Origin of the sequence: Paenibacillus sonchi (genome assembly GCF_016772475.1) — a bacterium.
Taxonomy (GTDB): domain Bacteria; phylum Bacillota; class Bacilli; order Paenibacillales; family Paenibacillaceae; genus Paenibacillus_AQ; species Paenibacillus_AQ sonchi.
On sequence record NZ_CP068595.1, the window covers coordinates 2206829 to 2227050 of the forward strand.

The window sequence follows — 20222 nt, forward strand, 5'->3', positions numbered from 1 at the left end:
AAAAGTGTGGTGGCGGGTGCGCCCGTTAATCAATTTTTATAGTCAAGGAGCTGGTGAAATTATCCCCTGGCGCCAGGGAGACAATACCTTCTTTTTCCGGAAGCTCACCCTGGAATCTATCGCTGTCTGCAAATCCCTGCCAAGGTTCGATGCACAAAAAAGGCGCATTCGGCTTCTGCCAGATGCCGAGATCGGGGAAGCCTTCGAAGGATACGGCGACGCTTTTTTCGGTGAGCTTGCTTTTCAGTGTGATCGTCCGGGAGGCTACATTCTGGAAGACCAGCGCGTCGTCCTTGAACATTTCATGGGTTAACGGAAGAATGCGCTCACCGCTCAGCACTGCCTCCGACCGGCCGCTGATCCGCAGTCCGGCACTATTCAGGAATTCCCGATCCAGCGTTTCGTTCTCGGAGAACTCAAGTACATAATCGCTGAAGCTTCCGTTCTCATCCAGCGGGCAGTTGAAGGCAGGGTGTGTGCCAAGCTGAAAGAAGATGTTCTGTCCATCGGTGTTCTCCACCCGGTATTCCAGCTTAAGGGTGCTTTCATTCAGCGTGTATGTAATATACAGGTTGAATTGGAACGGATAGCTGGACAGGGTATGCCCGCTGCTGGTGAGCAGGAAGACCGCACGGGACTCGTCCGCTTCGGCTACTGTAAATTCGCTGCGTCTGGCGAAGCCGTGATTGGCAAGCTTATACGTTTGTCCGTCAACCTTGATCTCGCCGTTTCGGACAGCGCCAATAATCGGGAACAGCACCGGCGAACGGCCTGTCCAATAGGCGGCGTCCCCGCTCCAGATATATTCGGTGCCAGTATCGTTTTTGGTGAAGCTGACAAGCTCCGCTCCGAGGCTGCTGATCTCAGCCCGGGCTGAGCCGCTGCGCAAAATCGTGTTCATAAGACAACTCCCCTTTCACAATATATAGCCAGCCCGTTTTCCTTGCTGACAGCTCATATTCTAACAGACTTCAGCGGAACCGTTGTAACATACCGTGAACAATTCCCAAAAATAATTATTACAGAGTGTAAAATGAAAATCCCCGGGATTGGTATAACATATATAGAAAGCAGTGAGCTCTATATAAAACGAACTTAAAGCGGGCGGATGGGTGAGAGTGACGGAGGGGAAGTTTGGAACTGTAGGAGCGGTAGCGAGCGTTCGAAACGGAGGGATAGGGCCATGCAGGTTAAGCAAATATTCGTGAACGGCGGGAGATTGAAGGATACGATTGAGGCCTTTGCCGGTTTTGGGCGTACGGAAAACAATGGGGTAACCCGGCTGTCGCTGTCCGAGCAGGATGTGAAGGTGCGGAATTATTTCGCTGCGTGTTGTGAAGAGCTGGGGATGTCGGTAAAAGTCGATGACATGGGAACGATGTATGCCACACTCGAAGGAACGGAAGCGGGGCCGCCTGTGGTGATTGGCTCGCATTTGGACACAGTCCGAAAGGGTGGCCGCTTCGATGGGGTGCTTGGAGTCATTGCCGGACTGGAAGTGGTGCGCACCCTGGTTGACTATGGCATCAAGCCCCGGCTGCCGGTGACGGTGATGAACTTTACGAATGAGGAAGGCGCGCGGTTCGAGCCTTCAATGATGGCCTCCGGCGTGTTGTCCGGCAAGTTCGACAGGGCAGAGATGCTGAAGAAGAAGGACCCGGAAGGGACGACCTTTGCGGAAGCGCTGGAAGCGAGCGGGTATGCGGGGGATGCTGCGAACCGGATCAAGGAAGCAACGGCCTATCTGGAGCTGCATATCGAACAGGGACCTGTGCTGGAAAAAGAAAACCTCTCCATCGGCCTGGTCGATTGCGTCGTGGGCATGGCCTGCTATGAGCTTGAGGTGACGGGCGAATCAGACCACGCCGGAACGACGCCGATGGATATGCGGAAGGATGCCCTTTTTGCCGCGACCGAACTGATTGCGGAGCTGCGCAGCAAGCTGGGCGTGCTGGATTCGGAGCTGGTCTTCACGATGGGCCGCATGAACGTGCTGCCTAACATTCATACGGTAATCCCGAATAAGGTGATTTTCACTGTTGAAGCCAGACATAAGGATATGGACATTGTGCGCACGGTGGAAGAGATCATAAATGGCCTGCCTGAAGAGATGCTGGGCTGTACCGTCGCAAAGACCAGGCTGTGGGGCCGGGACACGGTGTGGTTTGATCCCGCAATCTGCGCATTGGTGGAACAGGCGGTTTCGGCACTGGGCTACAGCAGCAAAAAAATGGCCAGCGGAGCGGGGCATGACGCCCAGTTTGTGGCTGGTTTTCTGCCATCGGCCATGATCTTTGTACCCAGCGCCAACGGCAAAAGCCACTGCGAGGAAGAGCTGACCTCAGATGAGGAATGCGAGCAGGGGGTTAATGTTGTCCTGGAAACGGTACTTAGTATATTAGCCAAGCAATATAAGTCATGAAACATAACATTAATCCTTGAGTGTATGGGGAATTATACCTGTGAATATAGAAGTTGATTTTAACATATGTTATGTAAGATCCCGCTGAAAAGGACACCGGAGACGGTGTCTTTTTGTTGGTTTGATGATGGTTTGTCAGATCCCCCTGCCGGGTGAGCGGTTACACATAGGGTTGCATAGGGTTTTCACACCCTCCATTGTGTTAAAACACAATCATGGCAGATAAAATTTTTCTTTTTACCCAAAATGAAAAAGGAATTCATGTGTTATCATTCTTTACATAAGGACAAACGCATTAGACAGGAGCGATGAGCCATGATTATTGGAGTACCCAAGGAAATTAAAAATAATGAAAACCGTGTCGCCATTACACCTGCAGGAGTCGTAAGTCTGGTAGCCGATGGACATCAAGTGCTGGTGGAAGCCGGAGCCGGAACGGGCAGCGGATTCCTGAATGAAGAGTATGCTGCAGCCGGTGCTGAGCTGATCACTGAAGCCTCTGCGGTATGGGCTGCCGCTGAGATGGTCATGAAGGTCAAAGAGCCGCTGGAAAGCGAATACAGCTACTTTCGTCCGGGACTGATCCTCTTCACCTACCTGCACCTGGCACCGGAGCCAACGCTGGCTTCCGCACTGAAGGACAACGGCGTCTTCGCCATCGGATATGAAACGGTTGTGGACGGACGGACACTCCCGCTGCTCACACCCATGAGTGAAGTGGCAGGACGGATGTCCGTGCAGCTCGGCGCCCAGTTCCTGCAGAAGAACTACGGCGGCCAGGGCATCCTGCTCTCCGGTGTTCCCGGCGTCAGCAGAGGCAAGGTCAGCATTATCGGCGGCGGCGTAGTCGGCACGAACGCAGCCAAGATGGCGATCGGATTGGGTGCCGAAGTGACGATTGTTGATCTCAGCGCGGACAGACTCCGCCAGCTGGATGATATTTTTGGCGCACAGATTAGCACGCTGATCTCCAATCCTTACAACATTGCCAGGGCTGTGGCCGAAGCGGATCTGCTGGTAGGCGCAGTGCTGATCCCCGGTGCGAAAGCGCCGAAGCTGGTTACTGAAGAGATGGTCAAGACAATGAAGCCGGGCTCGGTTATTGTTGACGTAGCGATTGACCAAGGCGGCATTGTGGAAACCATCGACCGGGTAACCACACATGACCATCCTGTCTTCGAGAAATATGGCGTACTGCATTACTCGGTAGCCAACATGCCGGGCGCTGTAGCGAAGACCTCGACCATGGCTCTAACCAACGTTACGGTACCTTATGCGCTGCAAATTGCCAATAAGGGCGTGTTCAAGGCGATTGAAGACAATGCCGGCCTGAAGAGCGGCGTCAACGTAGCCAATGGCAGAATCACCTGCCGGGCCGTGGCAGAGGCTCTTGGGGAAGAGTACTACACAGTAGAGCAAGCATTAGAGCAGGGCTTCACCCTGATCTAGAGCAAGCGAGCCGGCCACAGACAGAAGCAGAGAGAACAGAGGGGAACAATAATTGCAGCAGTCCGGGAGCGATCAGCCGGGCTGTTTTTTTGTATTAGACGTCATAACCTTCCTCTAACACGCCACCCTATAGTCAGCCGCCATGCTGCGGGATATAATGAAATCACTTATAGTACGAGTAGTACAACATTTCGGCTATTTTCAGGTTGGGGTGGGGACAATGACAGATTCTGAGCCATCATTTGATCGTTTTTTTGACAGTATGGAATCCCTGGCGGATACCCTCAGCGAGTCGCTGCAGTCGCAGGTGACGATTGAGGACAGCAATCATCACGTGATCGGATACAGCTCTCATCAGTTCGAGAGCGATCCTGCGCGCATCTCCACCATTATCGGCAAACGGGTGCCGAACACGGTCATCATCGGCCTGCGCAAAAAAGGTGTGATGCACCAGCTTGAGAACACCGCGCATCCCATCCGCATCCCGGCGGTCATGGAAGTGGGGCTGGGTCCAAGGCTGGCGATGTGCATCCGGCATCATCAGGAGATCCTCGGCTATATCTGGGTCGTGGACAGAGGCAATCTGGCCGAGGGACATGCCGAGCGCGTGGTCGAGAAGGCTGCCGGGATTGCCGGCCGCTACCTGCTGAAGCAGCGCGGCTGGAAGATCAGGCAGGAGAAGGCGCATGAGGATTTTTTCTGGAAGCTGCTGACCTCCCACTACGAAACGGAGCCGCGTATCCGCCAGGAGGCTGAAGGCTTCTCGATCCTTTTGCCGGAGAGCTATTATATCGGGGTGCTGGAGAGTGACAAGACCATCGACGAACGTTTCATACAGCGTTTCCGCCAGCTGGCGGAAACGGATGCCAACCAGCGGCTGCTGTTTCTGACCGCCGAGCATAACCGGCTGATTCTCCTGTTCTCCTTTGTGTTCCCGGTGGAGGAGCCGGAGCTGCTGTCTTCGTTCGTACACAAGCTGATTCAAGAGCTTGGCCAAAGCGAAAGCTGTGTTCTGACGGCGGGCTGCAGTCCCGGCTACCGGGAATACCTCTCTGCTGCCGCTGCATACCGGGAAGCTCTGACCATCCTGGAGGTCAAAAAACTGCTGCCCTATCATGCCCGCCACCTGCTGCTGTATGAGGAAATCGGTTTTTGGGCGTACATTCCGGCTATAATGGAGCAGAAGCGGAGCCGGACGCGCAAAAGCCGGCTGCTCTATCCGCTGAAAGCGCATGACCGCGAGCATAAAAGCGATTTTCTCAAAACCATCGCTGTGTATCTGACGCTGAACGGCAATCTCAAGGAAGCTGCGGCCTTTCTGCATATCCACACCAACACTTTGATGTACCGGCTGAACCGGATTGCTGAGATTACGGGCCGGAGCCTCAAGGAAACCGATTACCGCACCTCGGTCTATCTGGATATTCTGACGGAGGAGACCGCCCAGCTCAACGGCTGGTTTCAGGAAGGAAAATGACTGTACCCAAACTGCTGCGCACCAACCGGAGGCCCGACACGTACAATAACCTATCTATTGTGACAAGAAAGGGGAAATGGATAGTGGCCTATGGATATGGGAGTCCTGACTCGGGATTCGAACGGAGTATGAGGGAACGGATCATTGAAACAGCCAAGGCGATGAGTGTTGGGGGCACGGATTTTTCCACATTTAAAGATTCACGCTGCAACCCGAAATATTGGATTCGCACCGCGAATGGAGGGTTCCAGCAGCGGAGCGACGTCACCCCTTCGGCAGCAATTAACGATATTTTTGTAAATGGGCGGCTGTATGCTTTCGAATGTGCCATGGCGATGGTCATGATTTTCTACAAGGCAACGATTGATATGATTGGGGAGGATGCGTTTAACCGGCATTTCACCGATCTGTTCCTGTGGGACTGGAACTATGACAGCAACCTGCGGATGATCACTACGTTTGATCCCTCGGAAATGGAGCCCGGAGACGTCGTATACTTCAAAAACCCTGACCATGACCCGGATAAGCCGGAATGGCAGGGTGAAAATGCGGTAATGCTCGGCAATGACAGCTATTATGGGCACGGGCTGGGGATCAAAAGTGCAAACGCCATGATTGCATCGCTTAACCGTGAAAGAGTTCCGGGCAGCCGGACATCAGCCTATCTTACGGATGAAGCGCTGCACCCGGATTTTGCTTATATACAGACTCTGGCCAGCCGGTCTGCCGTGCCTCTGAAGAGAAACGATGATGGAAGGAATAAGATTTTCTCCAGAATCGGGGTTAAATCCTACGTCATCAAATAGGAGACGGAGCGTTGGCTCCGCCCTGAATTATCTGGACTGCTGCTCTGTATTCGCCAGCTGCTCCTGGGCCAGGCGGATCATTTCCCGGACCATGGAACCGCCGATTTTACCGCCGACCTGGCCTGCCGATTCTGTGGTCAGCGCCCCGTTGTTGCCTGGCTGCAGAGGGATGCCAAGCTCCTTGGCCACTTCATATTTGACGTCATCCGGCCGGTCCGGATCAACCCTGTAGCCTTCATTTTTCATTACATTGGCCTTAAGTGTCTGCATTCCCTGCGCTACCCCTGGCACTGCATATCTTCTGCTTCTTCTCGCCATGCGGACTCACTCCCTTGCTGTCTTTGCCTTAACTTGCCCGGAAGTGCAAGGGTTCATTCTTCTGGTCTGCTACTTGCCCGACCGGTATTTGAGCGGATGCACACCGACGGACTTTTTGAAAACAGTGCTGAAATAATGAGGGTTCTCGTAACCGACAAGCTCAGAGATTTCCATGACCTTAAGATCCGTGGTGCTGAGCAGCTCCTTGGCCTTGTCGATGCGGATTCTGGTGATGTAGTCCGTCAGCGTTTCGCCGGTTTCTTTTTTGAAAATAAGGCTGATGTAGTTGGGAGTCAAAAAAACCTCCTCGGCGATCCGGGCAATGGACAGCTCTTGGGCGTAGCCTTCCTGGACAATAGCTCTGATTCTGTTGATGGTTTTGCTGTTCCTGGAGCTGTTTTTGCCGGCCATATAGGCGCTAAGATCATAAAAAAGAGAAAGCACATAAGTCTTCAGCCCGGATAAATTCTTATGCCTGTAAAGTGTATCCATAATCGTCAGCCGGTCCTGCAGCACCAGTTCAATATCCTCATCCAGCTCATAGAGGGCTCTTGCAGAGGTGAAAATCATCTCGGCACAGATGCTCTGCACATAATCAATTTGCAGCTTGGGGGCGGCCAGCCGGTCGAACAGCTTCTCCAGAAGTTCCATCACCTGCCCGGTATGCCCTGCCTTCAGCTCATTCATCAGCCGGGCATGGAATTTGTAAAAAAAGGCGCTTTGCAGGGTCTCCGTACCGGGCTGGATATCCCTGATGTGAAGAATGGAGCGGCTGCCGGTATAAAAGGTATGCACCAGCGCAGCCAGCGCATCTTTATAAGAGTCCTCCAGTTCGCTTACGCGGGTGCAGGCTCTGCCGACCCCAATGGAAGCATCCAGCCGCAGATACTTGTGAATGCTGCCGATGATCTTTTCACAGAAGCCTGTGATGGTGCCGCCGCCGGGGGAAACGCCCTCGTCCGGGCCGAAGATGATCATAAACTCATTTTCACTGGCGGCAAAAGAGACTCCCCGGGCGGGTGCTCCAGACATTCGCTGATGATATTCTGAATGGAAAAATACAGCAGCTGCTTATCATCCTCCGAAAATTTGTCGACCGCGCTCTGATAATCATCCAACTGCAGCACGCCTGCCGTCAGGACATCTCCTGGCTTGAAGGGAAGCTGGAAATAGCCGATCTTCTCCCACAGCTCCCCTTCATCCCGGTACAGCCCTGCAGCCCAGTTCTGAAGAAATTTCTCGCGGATCAGCGGCATATGGGTCTGCACTTGCCTGCGCAGCTGTTCCACATTCATCTGCTGGTCTTTCTCCCCGCGGAGCCGGGAGACGACTTCCTGAAAGACCTCCCGTAATTCGGGCAATTTGACGGGCTTCAGTATATACCCCTCGGCATTCACCTTCAGCGCACTTTGAGCGTAGGAGAAATCCTGGGCTCCGCTGATAATAATGATGCGGGTCCGGCATTGCCCGGCCTTCAGCTTCTCGGCCACTTCCAGGCCCCCCAGCATGGGCATCATAATATCCGTAAAAAGAATGTCCGGCTGCAGCTCCATACATAATTCATAGGCCTCCTGTCCGTCCGAGGCTTCTCCAATAATCTCGATGCCGAACTCCTCCTGCCAGTTGAACACCTGGATCAGACTTCTGCGGATAAACGGCTCATCATCGGCCACGATCATCGTCAGCATCTTCCATCACCTCGTTCCATGTAGTCACGACCGGAAACCGGACCACGGCCAAGAGGCCGCGCTGGTCTTCGGCATTGGCATAATAACGGATGCCATAGGCCTCGCCAAAAAATTGCTGGATTCTGGTATGCACATTGCGTATGCCGTAAGACTCATTGCCTGGCTGCTTATCGGTCAGCAGCTGGTTCAGCCGCTCCGGATCTGCACCCACTCCATCGTCAAACACCGACACAGAGAGGATATCCTGGGACCGCTTCACGCGGATTCGGATTTTGCCCTTGCCCCGCCGCTTCTGTATTCCGTGGATAATGGCATTCTCCACCAGCGGCTGAAGACTGAGCTTGACCACCAGGCATTCCTCCAGCACCTTGGGGTCTGTCTCCTCCAGCTCGTATTCCAGCTTATCCTGGAAGCGGAACTGCTGAATTTGCAGGTAGCTGTCCACCTGCCGCAGTTCATCGCGCAGCGGGATGATATTCCGGCCTTTGCTCAGGCTGTACCGGAAGAAATCGGACAGCGAGGTAACCATATTGCTGATCTCGGGAATGTCATGATTGATCGCAATCCAGTTGATCGAATCCAGTGTGTTATAGAGGAAATGCGGATTGATCTGGGCTTGAAGTGTTTTGAGCTCGGCTTCTTTTTTGCGCAGCTCCGTAACATAGAGTTTGTCGATGAGTGCTTTGATCTGCTGGAGCAGCTTATTATAGCGGTTGAACAAATAGGAGAATTCGTCCTTGCGCCGGTAGCGGATAATAATGTTGAAGTTCCCGCTTTCGGCATGGGACATCGACTGGATGAATTTGCGGATGGGGGCCGAGATATTTTCCGACAGCAGCAGGGCCATCATAAGCGAGATGAGCATACAGATGCTGATGGCGATATACATGACACGCTGGAATGAAGCCAGTTCTCCATTAAGCTCTTTAACAGGTGAGAAAGAGAGGATCGTCCAGCCCGTTTCAGGTATTTTGATGTAGGAGACCAGCATGTTGTCCCCCTGGATCACCTGGCGGAAGGAATGGAAGGTACCGCCGCCGCCTTCAGCGGTCTTCATTTGGCTGTAATAGTCCTGTGTGCTGATATTCTGTCCAATAAGTGCTGCGTCCGGGCTGATTGCAATCGTCCCGGTCTGGTCGGCGATATAAATCCGGCTGCCCGCCGTGGGCTTGTAATGGTCCAGCAGATTATCGAACTCCGTCACTGGAATATCGATGGTCAGCAGCCCGACATAGGGAAGCTGGGCATGGCGGATGCCGAACAGGCGCTTCGCAAATTTAAGGGTGAACCTGGCGTCCAGGGAACTGAGTCCGACCACGGTGAAATCGGATCTAGCCGGAATGCCGAGGTACCACGGCTTCAGTGAAATCAGATCGATATTGAACACCCGTCTGGAGAAATTATACTGTGTATATTCCGGGCGGTTCAGCATATATAGCATAGGGACAAAGCTGCCGCCCGCTGTTCCGCTGCCGGAGAAGGTCTCCAGAATCTTGTTCAGCGCGGCCAGTTCATTGATGATTCCTGTACTGTCCGTCGGACGGTTGGAGGAGATCAGGTCAGCGAACTCTGTATTGAGATACAGCGAGATCATGGCGTTATCCGCAGCGGCAAAGCGCTGGGCCAGATTGTCCTGAACCAGGTTCAGGTTGTTTTCGATCGATGTATGGACATTGCGGGTGATAATATCGGCTGATTTGTTATATACCGTTACGGAGATGATTGTGGTTGGCAAAAGGACGAGAAAGAGGAAGTAGAGGATAAGCCTGCTGCGAATACTGAAGTTGTACAGGAAGAGGGTTTTGGACAGAGTATCAAATAATTTCTTCATCTGAACCCCCCTCAGTTCTGCGGATAATTCGCTTGCCATTTACTAGGGATTAATGGAAAATATCAATCAATAGATGGTATACATTGTAAAACGGGTGCGCCACGCTGTCAACGCAGGAGGTGAAGGATGAAACGGCTGCTATTCTATATCATTGGCCTGAGTCTATGCGGGCTTATTGTGTATGCCCTGGCTTATGACCGTCCGCTGCTGGTGGAGTTTAGTCCGGAACCGGTACCTAAGGCTGCCCCCAAGATTCAGGTCCGGATTGCGCTAAACGACTGGACGGAGAACCTGGAGGTAAAAAACGCGATCCGGCAATTCAACGAAAGCAATCCCGATCATATTGAAATTGTAATGGTCAACCTGTCTGCGGATACTTACAATGACATGCTCAACATGCTGATGACTTCAGGTCAGGGGCCGGATGTGTTCAGCGTGGATAACGGCTGGCTGGCTACTTATGTGAACAAAGGGTATCTGACCAATTTGAACTCCTACTTAGGCCCCGCTGATCTGAACAGATTTCCGGAGTGGGCCCGGGATTATGCCCACAGTTCCCTGTTCAAGGGAGGAGTCTACTTCATGCCCTCCAGTATTGAGACGGTCCGGCTTATCTATAACAAGCAGCTGTTCCGCAGTGTCGGTCTGGACCCCGAGCAGCCCCCCGTTACCTTCGCGGAAGTGAAGCAGGCTGCTGCCAGGATCAGCCGGGCCGGGGTTGGCGTGAATAAATACGGCTTTGCGCTGGCAGCGGGAGACAGCCAGGACAGCTTGCAGACGGGGCTGGAGATGTCCAATACGTACAGCGGGGTCTATCTGTATAACTACCGGACCGGACGTTATGATCTCAGCGTGTACGCTCCCTGGCTGCAGCTGCTGCTGGACATGAAGGCCGAGAGCAGCCTGTATCCCGGGGAGACCCTGCTGAAGCGGGACAGTGCGCTCAGGCAATTTGCCGACGGCAACATCGGTATGATGTATGCAACCAGCAAAGATTATGTGAAATTGCAGGAATATATGCCAAAGGATGACTGGGGCGTGGCTTTGCCGCCCGTGACATCTTCAGCCAGCCGGGGCAGCGGGGCGCTCATGGTGATTCCGCATTCGCCGCTGGCGGTGAATAGCAGTGCCCCGGATCAGGAAGCGGCAGTGAAGGTATGGAAGTTCCTTCAGTCGGAAGCCTTCCTGAACATTCTGTTCCAGCAGGCATTGGCGCTGCCTGTGGTAGACGGCATCACGGACCTGCCGGGCCAGGTTCCCGGTCTGGGCCATTTTAAGGAGTTTTACCCTACTGCAGAGGAATCTATTTACCCGCTCTCTCCACAGATTATGGATCAGTACGATCCGAACACCGTTTCGGTTGAGCCGCGTGACTCTGGAGACCGGCCCCGGATGCAGCTCTACCTGCAGATCCTTTCCGGCGGGGTAGGTGCAGGCGAAGGACTCCGTGCGGAAAGTGACCGTCTGAACCAGATGCTGGACATCGCCGCAACCGGATATTCGTTCAAGCATGAAGAGTACATCTATCCGGACTTCAATCCCCGTTCCCCGCTGAAGGCCAAAAGCCTGAAGAGCCGCTTGAACGCCGGGCAGGAATAAGAACAGGGGAGAGGGCTGGACCATTGCCATTCGTGCAAGGTGCGGCCGCGAGGGGGAACAACCGTTGCATTAGTTAAAGGAAAGGACTGTTTCTAAAGGCCGTACGGTTTAGGAACGGTCTTTTTGCTTTGGAATCGAATACTCTAAGCGGTGAGCGGTCTGTTGAACTGCTGAACTGCTAAATCAGTGAATCGTTGAACCGTCAAACCGCTGGACTGCAATCGTCGAATCGTCGAACCGTCCGGGCAGGCGAGGATTAGGTGGAAAAAGTAAAACTATTCTAAGAAAAATCGCTCTGCAGCGAGGTTTAGTGGGAATTAGTAGACTTATTTCCGGGAAATCTGGCGTAGATGAGGAAAAATGGGCTTATTAGTGGTACTTTTTCCCACTAAGGGTTGCTTGAGGCTCAAATTATCCGGTTTAGTAGTGGTTTGCCTGGAAATAACGGCAGAAATGCCGTTGTTGAAGAGCTAAAAAGTGGCTTGCCTGGAAACAACGGCAGAAATGCTGTTGTTCAAGCATCGGAGGTCGCTTTGGTCCTGAAAGCTGCAGTCTCCAAACTCTGTAGATTATCGAACTTTTATTATAGATGGCCTTATTTAGCATCTGCCGTTCTCCGGCTACACTTAAAGCATGGAAGAGAGAGACTGCTGAAGAAATCAGGAGGCGTAGGCGATGATCACTCATGAAAAAAGAAACGCGCTGGACACCAGGCTGCATCTGCCAGTGCGGTTACATCCGAAAAGAAGCTCCATGCTGCGGCATTTGCTGAGGCACAAGGTGCTGCTGCTGATGCTGCTGCCGGGTGTAGTTTTCCTGCTCATTAACAACTACCTGCCGATGTTCGGGATCATCATTGCCTTCAAAAATATTAACTATGTCGACGGGATTCTCGGAAGCCCGTGGGTGGGGCTGGATAATTTCAAATTTCTGTTCGCTACCTCGGACGCCTGGATCATCACCCGCAACACGGTGCTGTACAATTTCGTGTTTATTATTCTCAATCTGGTGATTGCCGTGTCCATCGCGATTGCCCTGAATGAGCTGAAAAACAAGCTGGCCGCCAAATTTTATCAGAGCGTTATGTTCTTTCCGTATTTCCTGTCGATGGTGGTAGTGAGCTATCTTGTATTCGCTTTTCTAAACGTTGAATACGGTTTCATTAACAAAGGAATCCTGGCGATGTTCGGGCTGAATGAGCTGAACTGGTACTCGGAGCCGAAATATTGGCCGTTTATTCTGCCGCTGATCAACCTCTGGAAAGGGGTGGGGTATGGCTGCGTAATCTATCTTGCGGCAATTATCGGCATTGACAGCGAGTATTATGAAGCGGCGCTAATCGATGGAGCCAGCAAGTGGAAGCAGATTCTCCATATTACGATCCCGCTCATCCGTCCGGTCATCATCATCACAACCATTCTTGCCATCGGCGGCATTTTCCGCTCGGACTTCGGACTGTTTTACCAGACTACACTGAACTCCGGGGCACTGTATCCGACAACGCTCGTCATTGACACCTACGTCTATAACGCATTGATCAACATGGGCAATCTTGGCATGTCCGCCGCAGCCGGACTATACCAATCCATCGTCGGCTTCTTCCTTGTCCTCGGCTCGAACTGGATCGTGCGCAAGGTCGACAAGGACCAGGCTGTTTTCTAAAAAGAAAGGAGGATGGAACCAGTGACCAACAATGAAATATCCCGGCCGACGAATATTATACTCCATATTATTTTTATCATCCTGTCGATCACCTGCCTGCTGCCGATTGTGCTGGTGTTCATGATTTCGATTACCGACTACGATTCGATTGTGTTGAACGGGTATCAGTTTATCCCGGAGAAGCTCAGTCTGGAGGCATATGCCTATATTTTTAAAGACTATACTGTCATTGTAAAAGCCTACGGCGTGTCTATCTTCGTCACCGTTGCCGGCACTCTGCTCAGCGTATTTATCTCTTCCCTGTATGCGTATCCGATTTCGCGGGCTGATTTCAAGTACAGAGGCTTCTTTGCCTTCCTGATTTTTTTCACGATGCTGTTCGGCGGCGGGCTGGTGCCCTGGTACATGGTCTACACCCAGGTACTCGATCTCAAAAACTCAATATGGGCCCTCATCGTTCCGATGCTGCTGTCCCCGTTCAATGTGCTGATTATGAAAACCTATTTCCAGATGAGTGTGCCGCCTGCGCTGATTGAGGCCTCCAAAATTGACGGTGCCGGTGAGCTGCGGACCTTCTTCCGGATTGTATTCCCGTTGTCGCTGCCGGTATTTGCGACGATTGGCTTGTTCAACACCCTGCATTACTGGAACGACTGGTTCAACAGCATGATCTTCATCACGGATACTGATCTTTATTCCCTGCAATACCTGATGTACAAAATGATCTCCCAGGCGGACTACCTGAGCCGCAACAGGGCTTTGATTCAGGGCTCGGCTACTGAGCTGGCCAAACTGCCGGGCGAAACCATCCGCATGGCCATGGCGCTGATCGGCATTGGTCCGATAGTGCTGGCATATCCGTTTTTTCAGCGGTATTTTATCAAAGGCCTGACGCTGGGTTCTATTAAAGGCTAACCTCGGATTCCACCGGTTTAGCATATATTGATTCATCTAGGGGAGGAAAACAAGATATGGCGGGAAAAAAGGGAACGGGTCTACTGCTTTCACTTGTGCTATTGATCGGACTATCGTTAAGCGGGTGCGGCGGAAACAACAGCAATAATGAGGTTGCCCCGACGGGGACGCAGGCCGACAGCACCGCTGCACCGGCTGCTTCGGATAAGGCAGTAGCCACCGAAAAGACGAATGAGCTGGAACAGGTGGAGCTGTCGCTGTATCTGCCCGGCGGACCGGATAAGGATGTGGCCTCCGTCGAGCAGGCGATCAATGAATATCTGAAGGATAAGATTAACGCCACAATCAAGATCAACCAGCTCAGCTGGGATAAACCGGCAGACAAAGTGAACCTGATGATCCAGTCCGGCGAAGTATTCGACATGGTCTACACCTGGAACTTTATGACCAACGCCGCCAAAGGCGCTTATCTGCCGCTGGAGGAACTGCTGGACACCTATGCCAAAGAGACCAAGGCACAGATTAACCCGGCTTACCTGCAGGCGGCTACCGTCAATGGACATTTGTATGCGGTTCCAACCGAGAAGGAGCTGGGCCAGTCGGTAGGGTTTGCTTTTGATAAGGCAATTGTCGACAAGTATGGGTTCGATGTGAACAGCATCAAGAAGCTCGAGGATATTGAACCAATGCTGAAGACGATTAAAGAGAAGGAGCCGGCCATCACACCGCTGTTCATGAATCATACCGACAGCCTGAACTGGTTCACCGTGTACCCGGACAGCGAGGACCTCGATGGCAGCAATGAAATTCCGACACTGCTCGATTATAAGACGATGAAGGTTTTTAACGAATATGACACCCCGGAAATTCTGGCACGGCTGAAACTGATCCGCGAATGGTACAAAGCGGGTTATATCAACAAGAACGGGGCTACCGACAAAACCGAGCTGAAGGATGCGGTAAAAAGCGGCAAAGCCTGGTTCACTTACGGCAATATGAATCCAACCTCTACCAATGACTGGACCCGTCTCGCCGAGAAGCCGATGGTCATCAAAACCCTTCTGCCGGTACAGGTCAGCACCAAAAGCCTGCAGGGCTCCATGCTCGCCATCTCCAGAACCTCCAAAAACCCTGAGCGGGCCATGATGTTCATGAACCTGATTCATACCGATCCGGTCCTGTATAACCTGTTAACCTTCGGCATTGAAGGCAAGCATTATAAAAAGGTAGGCGACAATACGGTTGAATTTATTCCGGACAGCGGGTATAACTCGGTATCCTCCTGGATGATCGGGAATGTGCTGCTGAACTATCTGAACAAGGACGAAGACCCGAAACGGGTACAGCTCTATACCGACTGGAACAAAAACTCCAAGGTGTCCCCGGTGATCGGCTTTGTGTTTGACTCGACCAAGGTGCAGTCGCAGATCGGCGCGCTGATCAACATTACGAAGCAGTATAAGAATACCCTGTATTCCGGGGAAAAAGACCCTGAGCCCATCCTGAAGGAAATGAACAGCAAGCTGAAGGCCGCTGGACTGGATGCTGTCATAAGCGAAATTCAGTCACAAATGGATGCGTTTTTGGCCGCCAAATAAGATGTTGAATGATTAGCAGACCCGATTCCCGGTAAAGTTCGGCCACCCCCTGATTCTTAACTTCAGCTTGCTGCGGCCGCTTGCCTGGGCGTCGGGTATTCCTATTCGCCGAATTAGCAATTGGGGGCCCTGTTTCTATTCTAATAGAAGAGGGTGTTAATGTGCGAATGATTAAAAAAACAGCTGTACTGCTTACCCTGTTATGTACGACGGTTCTGATGCCGGGCGGGCGTATTGTATCCGCTGATCCTCCGGGCACAGCGGCAGTCAAGCAGGAGATTTCAATGACCTCAAAGCATGCAAAAACCGAAGGTCCGGTTACCCGTCCGGTTTCCGCAGCTCTGCTGCCCGGGACGGTTGCAACCGCCACCTATGACCCGCCCGGCTTGCTATGGCAGGTGGGGACTGCGGACAATAGCTCAGCCGAATTTACAGTTTACAATAATGTGTACAGCAATCTTACCTTGCCTCTGCCCGCTGGCAGCTGGAATTCAGTCTCCAAAGGAATGAAGGCCGATGTCAATGGAACGGTGAACCTTACCTTTGACTTAGCGGCAGTTCCTGAGCATGGAGTGGAATTCAGCTTCAAGGTAATTGACGCAAGCACAGCGATTCCCCAGCTTGCCGTATTCACCAATAGCCTCATGAGCGGACTCATTCAAATTACAGGTCTGAATAACGGAGAAGCCGCCCTGGAGAATACGTGGAAGGAAACCTACAGGCTGTATATCCCGAAAGAACAACTGCAGGCTGGTCAAAACGAACTTGAACTTGTGGTTGACCGCGGCTTGTATGCGGACCCGCAAGCTCCAGGATATGACGGTGACCAATATTTATGGTTCGAGTGGGACTATTTCAAGCTGAAGTCCCTCGAAGAACAGGCGGAGGAGCCGATTCATGGACGGTATGTGCATTTGGGAACCACGCTGGCTGCAGCAACCTTCAGATATGACGAAAATGCGATCCGCCATCTGGCGCCAATGACCAAATGGATGGGCATCGCCTACAGCGGCAACTGGATGCGCGCCTCCTTCTGGTCGGATACGAGCGCAGGCTGGGACCCGCAGGGCCGGAACTATCTCGAGACGCTGCGTGATCTGAATCTGGAACCAATGGTGAATATCATCGGGGGCAACTGGAAGAACAATGCCGATCTGGTGGGTGGAACGGTCAGCACGGCGTTAAGGAGCTATTACTCCGGGTTTGTCAGTAAGTTCGGGGATTTGTACCAGTACGCGGAATCGGGCAACGAGCCTGGCTTGTTCAGGTGGTCCCAGCAATCTGTGCTGGCAATCCATGAGCTGATGGATCAGGAACGTCAGACTAACAACCAGCCCTATCTCAAAATTGTGGCACCCGGCTGGGCCTATTGGCCCTATAACGGAATTCCTGACGGGTGGGAGCGGGATGCTGCCCAGCGCGAAGAGATTGAAGCGCTTTCAGATGTGACGAACGGACACAGCTATGGCGGAACCGGCGTACAGCCGCTGCCGGGCGGCAGCCTGTATGAGAATCTGCAGGTGTACGGGGAAGCGGATGAGGGCTTCGGCAAAGAAATGGCGATGAGTGAAACTGGCAGCAACGACAACCATTCCGACAATACGAAATATGGTACGTATGCCCACAGGTTCGCTTCCGCTTTTGACCGGGAGCTGCGCGGGAATATCGGCTATGTCGACCATATTATGCAGCATGCGGCCTTCTTCAATGACGGCACTGAATTCGGCTTGTTCGATTCCGGCATCAACTGGAATACCCATCGCTTCGAGGATACGGCGGCTGTAGCAGCCAATACCAACGAACCGGGCGAGACTAGACTGAAGACGTTCCGCAGGCTGGCCGCCGCATACGCCACCCATGGGCGTCCGCTCAGCTACGAGGTTCTGAATCCATCGGACCTGAACGGGAAAAAAACGTATTTCCGGGCGGTGGACACCTCGGCGCTGGGCACCTCAGCTATAGGAGCTTCTGCAGATAAAATTCTGCTGAATTTTGTGAACTTTGAAACCGGTCCGGTGACGATGCAGGTCCGGGTCAAGATGCCGGAGTGCGGCGAATATACCGGAGAGCGGTTTGGCCCCGGCGATACCTATGCCGCCGCCCACTCCAGTGTCCAGCTTACGGCAACGCCGGATCTTACGCTTACAGTAACCCTCGGCGCAGGCGAAACCGTCCAGTATATTCTGGATGAGCTGGAGACAGAGGCACCCTCCGCTCCAACCAGTCCGGCAGCAGTGGCGGTGAGCCATGAGCAGGTCAAAGTAACCTGGAATGCCGCAACGGACAACGACAGCGTTGTAACTTACAATGTATACCGTGACGGTGGAACAGAACCGGTAATGACGATTCCGGGCCGGATTACCTTTTATAACGACTACACTGTAGCGCCTGAAACTGTATACAGCTATAGGATTCAGGCTGTGGATGATTCCGGCAACATCTCGCCTTTAAGCACAGCCGTATCTGCAACTACCCTGCCGATGCCGATCACGCCGCATGTACCCGGAGACCCGGCCAAATTCGAGGCGGAAGCCACCGCTTTTGCCGCGCCGCTCAAAATCGGCCACTACAGCATCGCTTCAGGGGGAAGAGTGGTGGAGCAGACCCATGCCGGAGGTTTGACCGTTCAAGGGTTCTATTCGGAGAACGGCGGAAGCTATACGTTAACTATTGCATACGCTTCCAATCAGGAATCGAAGAAAAATATTCTGATCAACGGCGTAAAACAAACAACTGTGACCCTGCCTTCCACCGGAAGCTGGAACTCTAACTTTACCGCGAGACAGTACGGCATTACGCTTCAGCCGGGGTATAACATGATTAGCTTCACCTCCGCCGGGAACGGCGCAAATCTTGATTATTTCAAGCTTGAGGAAGGGGCTTATGTTCCTGTCTCGGCCTGGTATACCGTGGAGCACGATCATCCTTATATCGACTATACCGGCTTCACGACAGCTTCCAATGGTGTATCTCACGTGACCTATGCGCCTGACGCCACGGCAGTGTTCAATTTCAAGGGCATCGGGGTCCGCTGGAGATCAGATGTCAAAAGTGATATGGGCAGCGCCGATGTCTACGTCGACGGGCAGTATAGGGAGACGATAGTTATTCCCCAGGCTGGTCTGGAGGGAGACAACAAAATTGTCTATGAGCTTACCGGTCTGGAGTATGGCCTGCACCGGATTGAGGTCAGAGGGACCGACGGGCTGGTGATGGTCCATGGGTTCGAGTTCGAGAGCTATGAACCCATACTTCCCGCCCCGCTTCCGGACCTGACCGTTACAGATATCGGCTGGAACATCGTTAATAGCGACGGCACCCCATCTTCGCACACCACTCCGCAGCTCGGTGATTCCTTAATTTTCTGGGCCAAGGTAAAAAACATCGGAGTGCGTCCAACGCCGCTGAACACCTCTACGGGGCTTGGGCAAATAACCGGCGGCGCTTTTTCCGTCAACGGCGGAGTGGTCTCCTGGACGGATACGAACAACACCGTGATCCAGCCGGGAGAAGAGATTACCCTGACCGCCAACAGCAGCGCCCAAGGCACGCCAAGGTGGGCAGTTCCCACCATCGGCGATTTCACCATCGGCTTCTTCGTGAACGATATCTGGCGGTATGAGGAAATGAACAAGGAGAACAACAAATTAAGTGAGACATTGAGTATCGGCTTGCCCTAACAGGGCTTGAGATTGGAGCGCATAGTCTGCAGCAGTATCCCGCCGCCTGCTTTGTGAAGTGCGGCGGCGGGGATTTACATAAGGGCGCTGTCAACGGACGGCGTTTCACCATTCTAATGTATTTCCTGCAACAGAATTTTGATCCCAGGGGGCTGGAATTGGATTTGATTGCACTTTGTGCAGCAGAATATGGCAGGGAAGCTGAGATAAGGCTGTTTTCAGAATTTCTATTGCACAAAATACAGCAGATTGATATTTCAGACACGAAATCAGCAAATCTGCTGTACGTTTTGCAATAGATGGAGCTGAGCAGCTAATTGTGCTGCTGTTGCCGTTTTGGGGCAGCGCAGCTGGCCCATGCCTGTACGATTGGTGGGGAGCGAAGCTAGCCCATGTCTTTGCGGTTTGGTGGGGAGCGGAGCGTACCCATGCTTTTACGGTTTGGTGGGGAGCGGAGCGTACCCATGCTTTTATGGTTTGGTGGGGAGCGAAGCGTACCCATACTTTCCGGCAGGCGGGTTACAGCCAAAGCGTCCCCGCAGGGGTGAAGCGCTCTCTGCACATATTAGCCCAGGAGCTCACACCTCTGCCTACATCAGCCATCCGGGTGTCCAGAGGGCTGGGGCCCTTGGGGTCCCCCTTGGCTAAGGGGGATTTAGGGGGATCGAAAATCCAATAGGATTTCGAACTTTTATTATAGCTGACCTTATTTAGTCGCTGCCGTCTGCCGGGTACACTTAAGACAGTGAAAGTTTTAGGGGGAGCAAATTGTCCCCT

Annotated in this window: 16 protein-coding genes; 11 read left to right on the plus strand and 5 right to left on the minus strand. The window is 52.8% G+C overall.

Features of this window, described 5'->3' with window-relative positions:
* Window positions 1-25: 25 nt before the first annotated feature.
* The gene (locus JI735_RS10185; RefSeq protein ID WP_039838743.1) at window positions 26-901 is read right to left on the minus strand and encodes an aldose 1-epimerase family protein; all 876 of its coding nucleotides are present in this window, start codon (window positions 899-901) and stop codon (window positions 26-28) included.
* Window positions 902-1183: 282 nt separating this feature from the next.
* Here JI735_RS10185 and JI735_RS10190 point away from each other — a divergent pair, with 282 nt between their 5' ends.
* From JI735_RS10190 to JI735_RS10205, 4 genes are all read left to right on the plus strand, one after another.
* Window positions 1184-2422, plus strand: a complete 1239-nt coding sequence (locus tag JI735_RS10190; RefSeq protein ID WP_039838742.1) for a Zn-dependent hydrolase — start codon at window positions 1184-1186, stop codon at window positions 2420-2422.
* Between the two features lie 315 nt (window positions 2423-2737).
* On the plus strand, window positions 2738-3871 hold the full coding sequence (ald, locus tag JI735_RS10195) for an alanine dehydrogenase (RefSeq protein ID WP_039838741.1): 1134 nt from the start codon (window positions 2738-2740) through the stop codon (window positions 3869-3871).
* A 220-nt stretch (window positions 3872-4091) separates the two neighbouring features.
* On the plus strand, window positions 4092-5348 hold the full coding sequence (locus tag JI735_RS10200) for a PucR family transcriptional regulator (RefSeq protein WP_039838740.1): 1257 nt from the start codon (window positions 4092-4094) through the stop codon (window positions 5346-5348).
* Window positions 5345-6154 carry a protein-glutamine gamma-glutamyltransferase gene (locus JI735_RS10205; protein WP_233181298.1) on the plus strand — a complete coding sequence of 270 codons (810 nt, stop codon included), beginning with the start codon at window positions 5345-5347 and terminating at the stop codon, window positions 6152-6154. The genes JI735_RS10200 and JI735_RS10205 overlap by 4 nt, the downstream gene beginning before the upstream one ends.
* A gap of 27 nt (window positions 6155-6181) precedes the next feature.
* Here the strand turns inward: JI735_RS10205 and JI735_RS10210 are convergent, their stop codons facing one another.
* From JI735_RS10210 to JI735_RS10225, 4 genes are all read right to left on the minus strand, one after another.
* Window positions 6182-6472 (minus strand): alpha/beta-type small acid-soluble spore protein, encoded by a 291-nt coding sequence (locus JI735_RS10210; RefSeq protein WP_039838738.1) that lies wholly within the window; start codon window positions 6470-6472, stop codon window positions 6182-6184.
* 69 nt (window positions 6473-6541) lie between these two features.
* The gene (locus JI735_RS10215; RefSeq protein ID WP_202677347.1) at window positions 6542-7504 is read right to left on the minus strand and encodes a helix-turn-helix domain-containing protein; all 963 of its coding nucleotides are present in this window, start codon (window positions 7502-7504) and stop codon (window positions 6542-6544) included.
* Window positions 7447-8160 (minus strand): response regulator, encoded by a 714-nt coding sequence (locus tag JI735_RS10220; RefSeq protein WP_202677348.1) that lies wholly within the window; start codon window positions 8158-8160, stop codon window positions 7447-7449. The genes JI735_RS10215 and JI735_RS10220 overlap by 58 nt, the downstream gene beginning before the upstream one ends.
* Complete coding sequence (locus tag JI735_RS10225; protein ID WP_039838736.1) at window positions 8135-9991, minus strand: cache domain-containing sensor histidine kinase; 1857 nt, start codon at window positions 9989-9991, stop codon at window positions 8135-8137. Before JI735_RS10225 ends, JI735_RS10220 begins: the two co-directional genes overlap by 26 nt.
* 126 nt (window positions 9992-10117) lie before the next feature.
* Between JI735_RS10225 and JI735_RS10230 the strand changes: the two genes are divergently transcribed.
* The 7 genes from JI735_RS10230 to JI735_RS10260 all read left to right on the plus strand — a co-directional run bounded on the left by JI735_RS10230 (window position 10118) and on the right by JI735_RS10260 (window position 20124).
* The gene (locus tag JI735_RS10230; RefSeq protein ID WP_039838735.1) at window positions 10118-11590 is read left to right on the plus strand and encodes an ABC transporter substrate-binding protein; all 1473 of its coding nucleotides are present in this window, start codon (window positions 10118-10120) and stop codon (window positions 11588-11590) included.
* Between the two features lie 675 nt (window positions 11591-12265).
* On the plus strand, window positions 12266-13252 hold the full coding sequence (locus tag JI735_RS10235) for an ABC transporter permease (RefSeq protein WP_039838734.1): 987 nt from the start codon (window positions 12266-12268) through the stop codon (window positions 13250-13252).
* A gap of 12 nt (window positions 13253-13264) precedes the next feature.
* Entirely contained in the window at window positions 13265-14167 is a 903-nt protein-coding gene (locus JI735_RS10240; protein ID WP_039838733.1) for a carbohydrate ABC transporter permease, read from the plus strand.
* Between the two features lie 56 nt (window positions 14168-14223).
* The gene (locus JI735_RS10245) at window positions 14224-15765 is read left to right on the plus strand and encodes an ABC transporter substrate-binding protein (RefSeq protein WP_202677349.1); all 1542 of its coding nucleotides are present in this window, start codon (window positions 14224-14226) and stop codon (window positions 15763-15765) included.
* Between the two features lie 167 nt (window positions 15766-15932).
* Window positions 15933-19445: a carbohydrate-binding domain-containing protein gene (locus JI735_RS10250; RefSeq protein WP_202677350.1), complete on the plus strand. Its 3513-nt coding sequence runs from the start codon at window positions 15933-15935 to the stop codon at window positions 19443-19445.
* Window positions 19446-19498: 53 nt separating this feature from the next.
* Entirely contained in the window at window positions 19499-19744 is a 246-nt protein-coding gene (locus tag JI735_RS10255) for a hypothetical protein (protein ID WP_039838729.1), read from the plus strand.
* 20 nt (window positions 19745-19764) lie between these two features.
* Complete coding sequence (locus tag JI735_RS10260; RefSeq protein WP_039838728.1) at window positions 19765-20124, plus strand: hypothetical protein; 360 nt, start codon at window positions 19765-19767, stop codon at window positions 20122-20124.
* Window positions 20125-20222 lie beyond the last annotated feature (98 nt).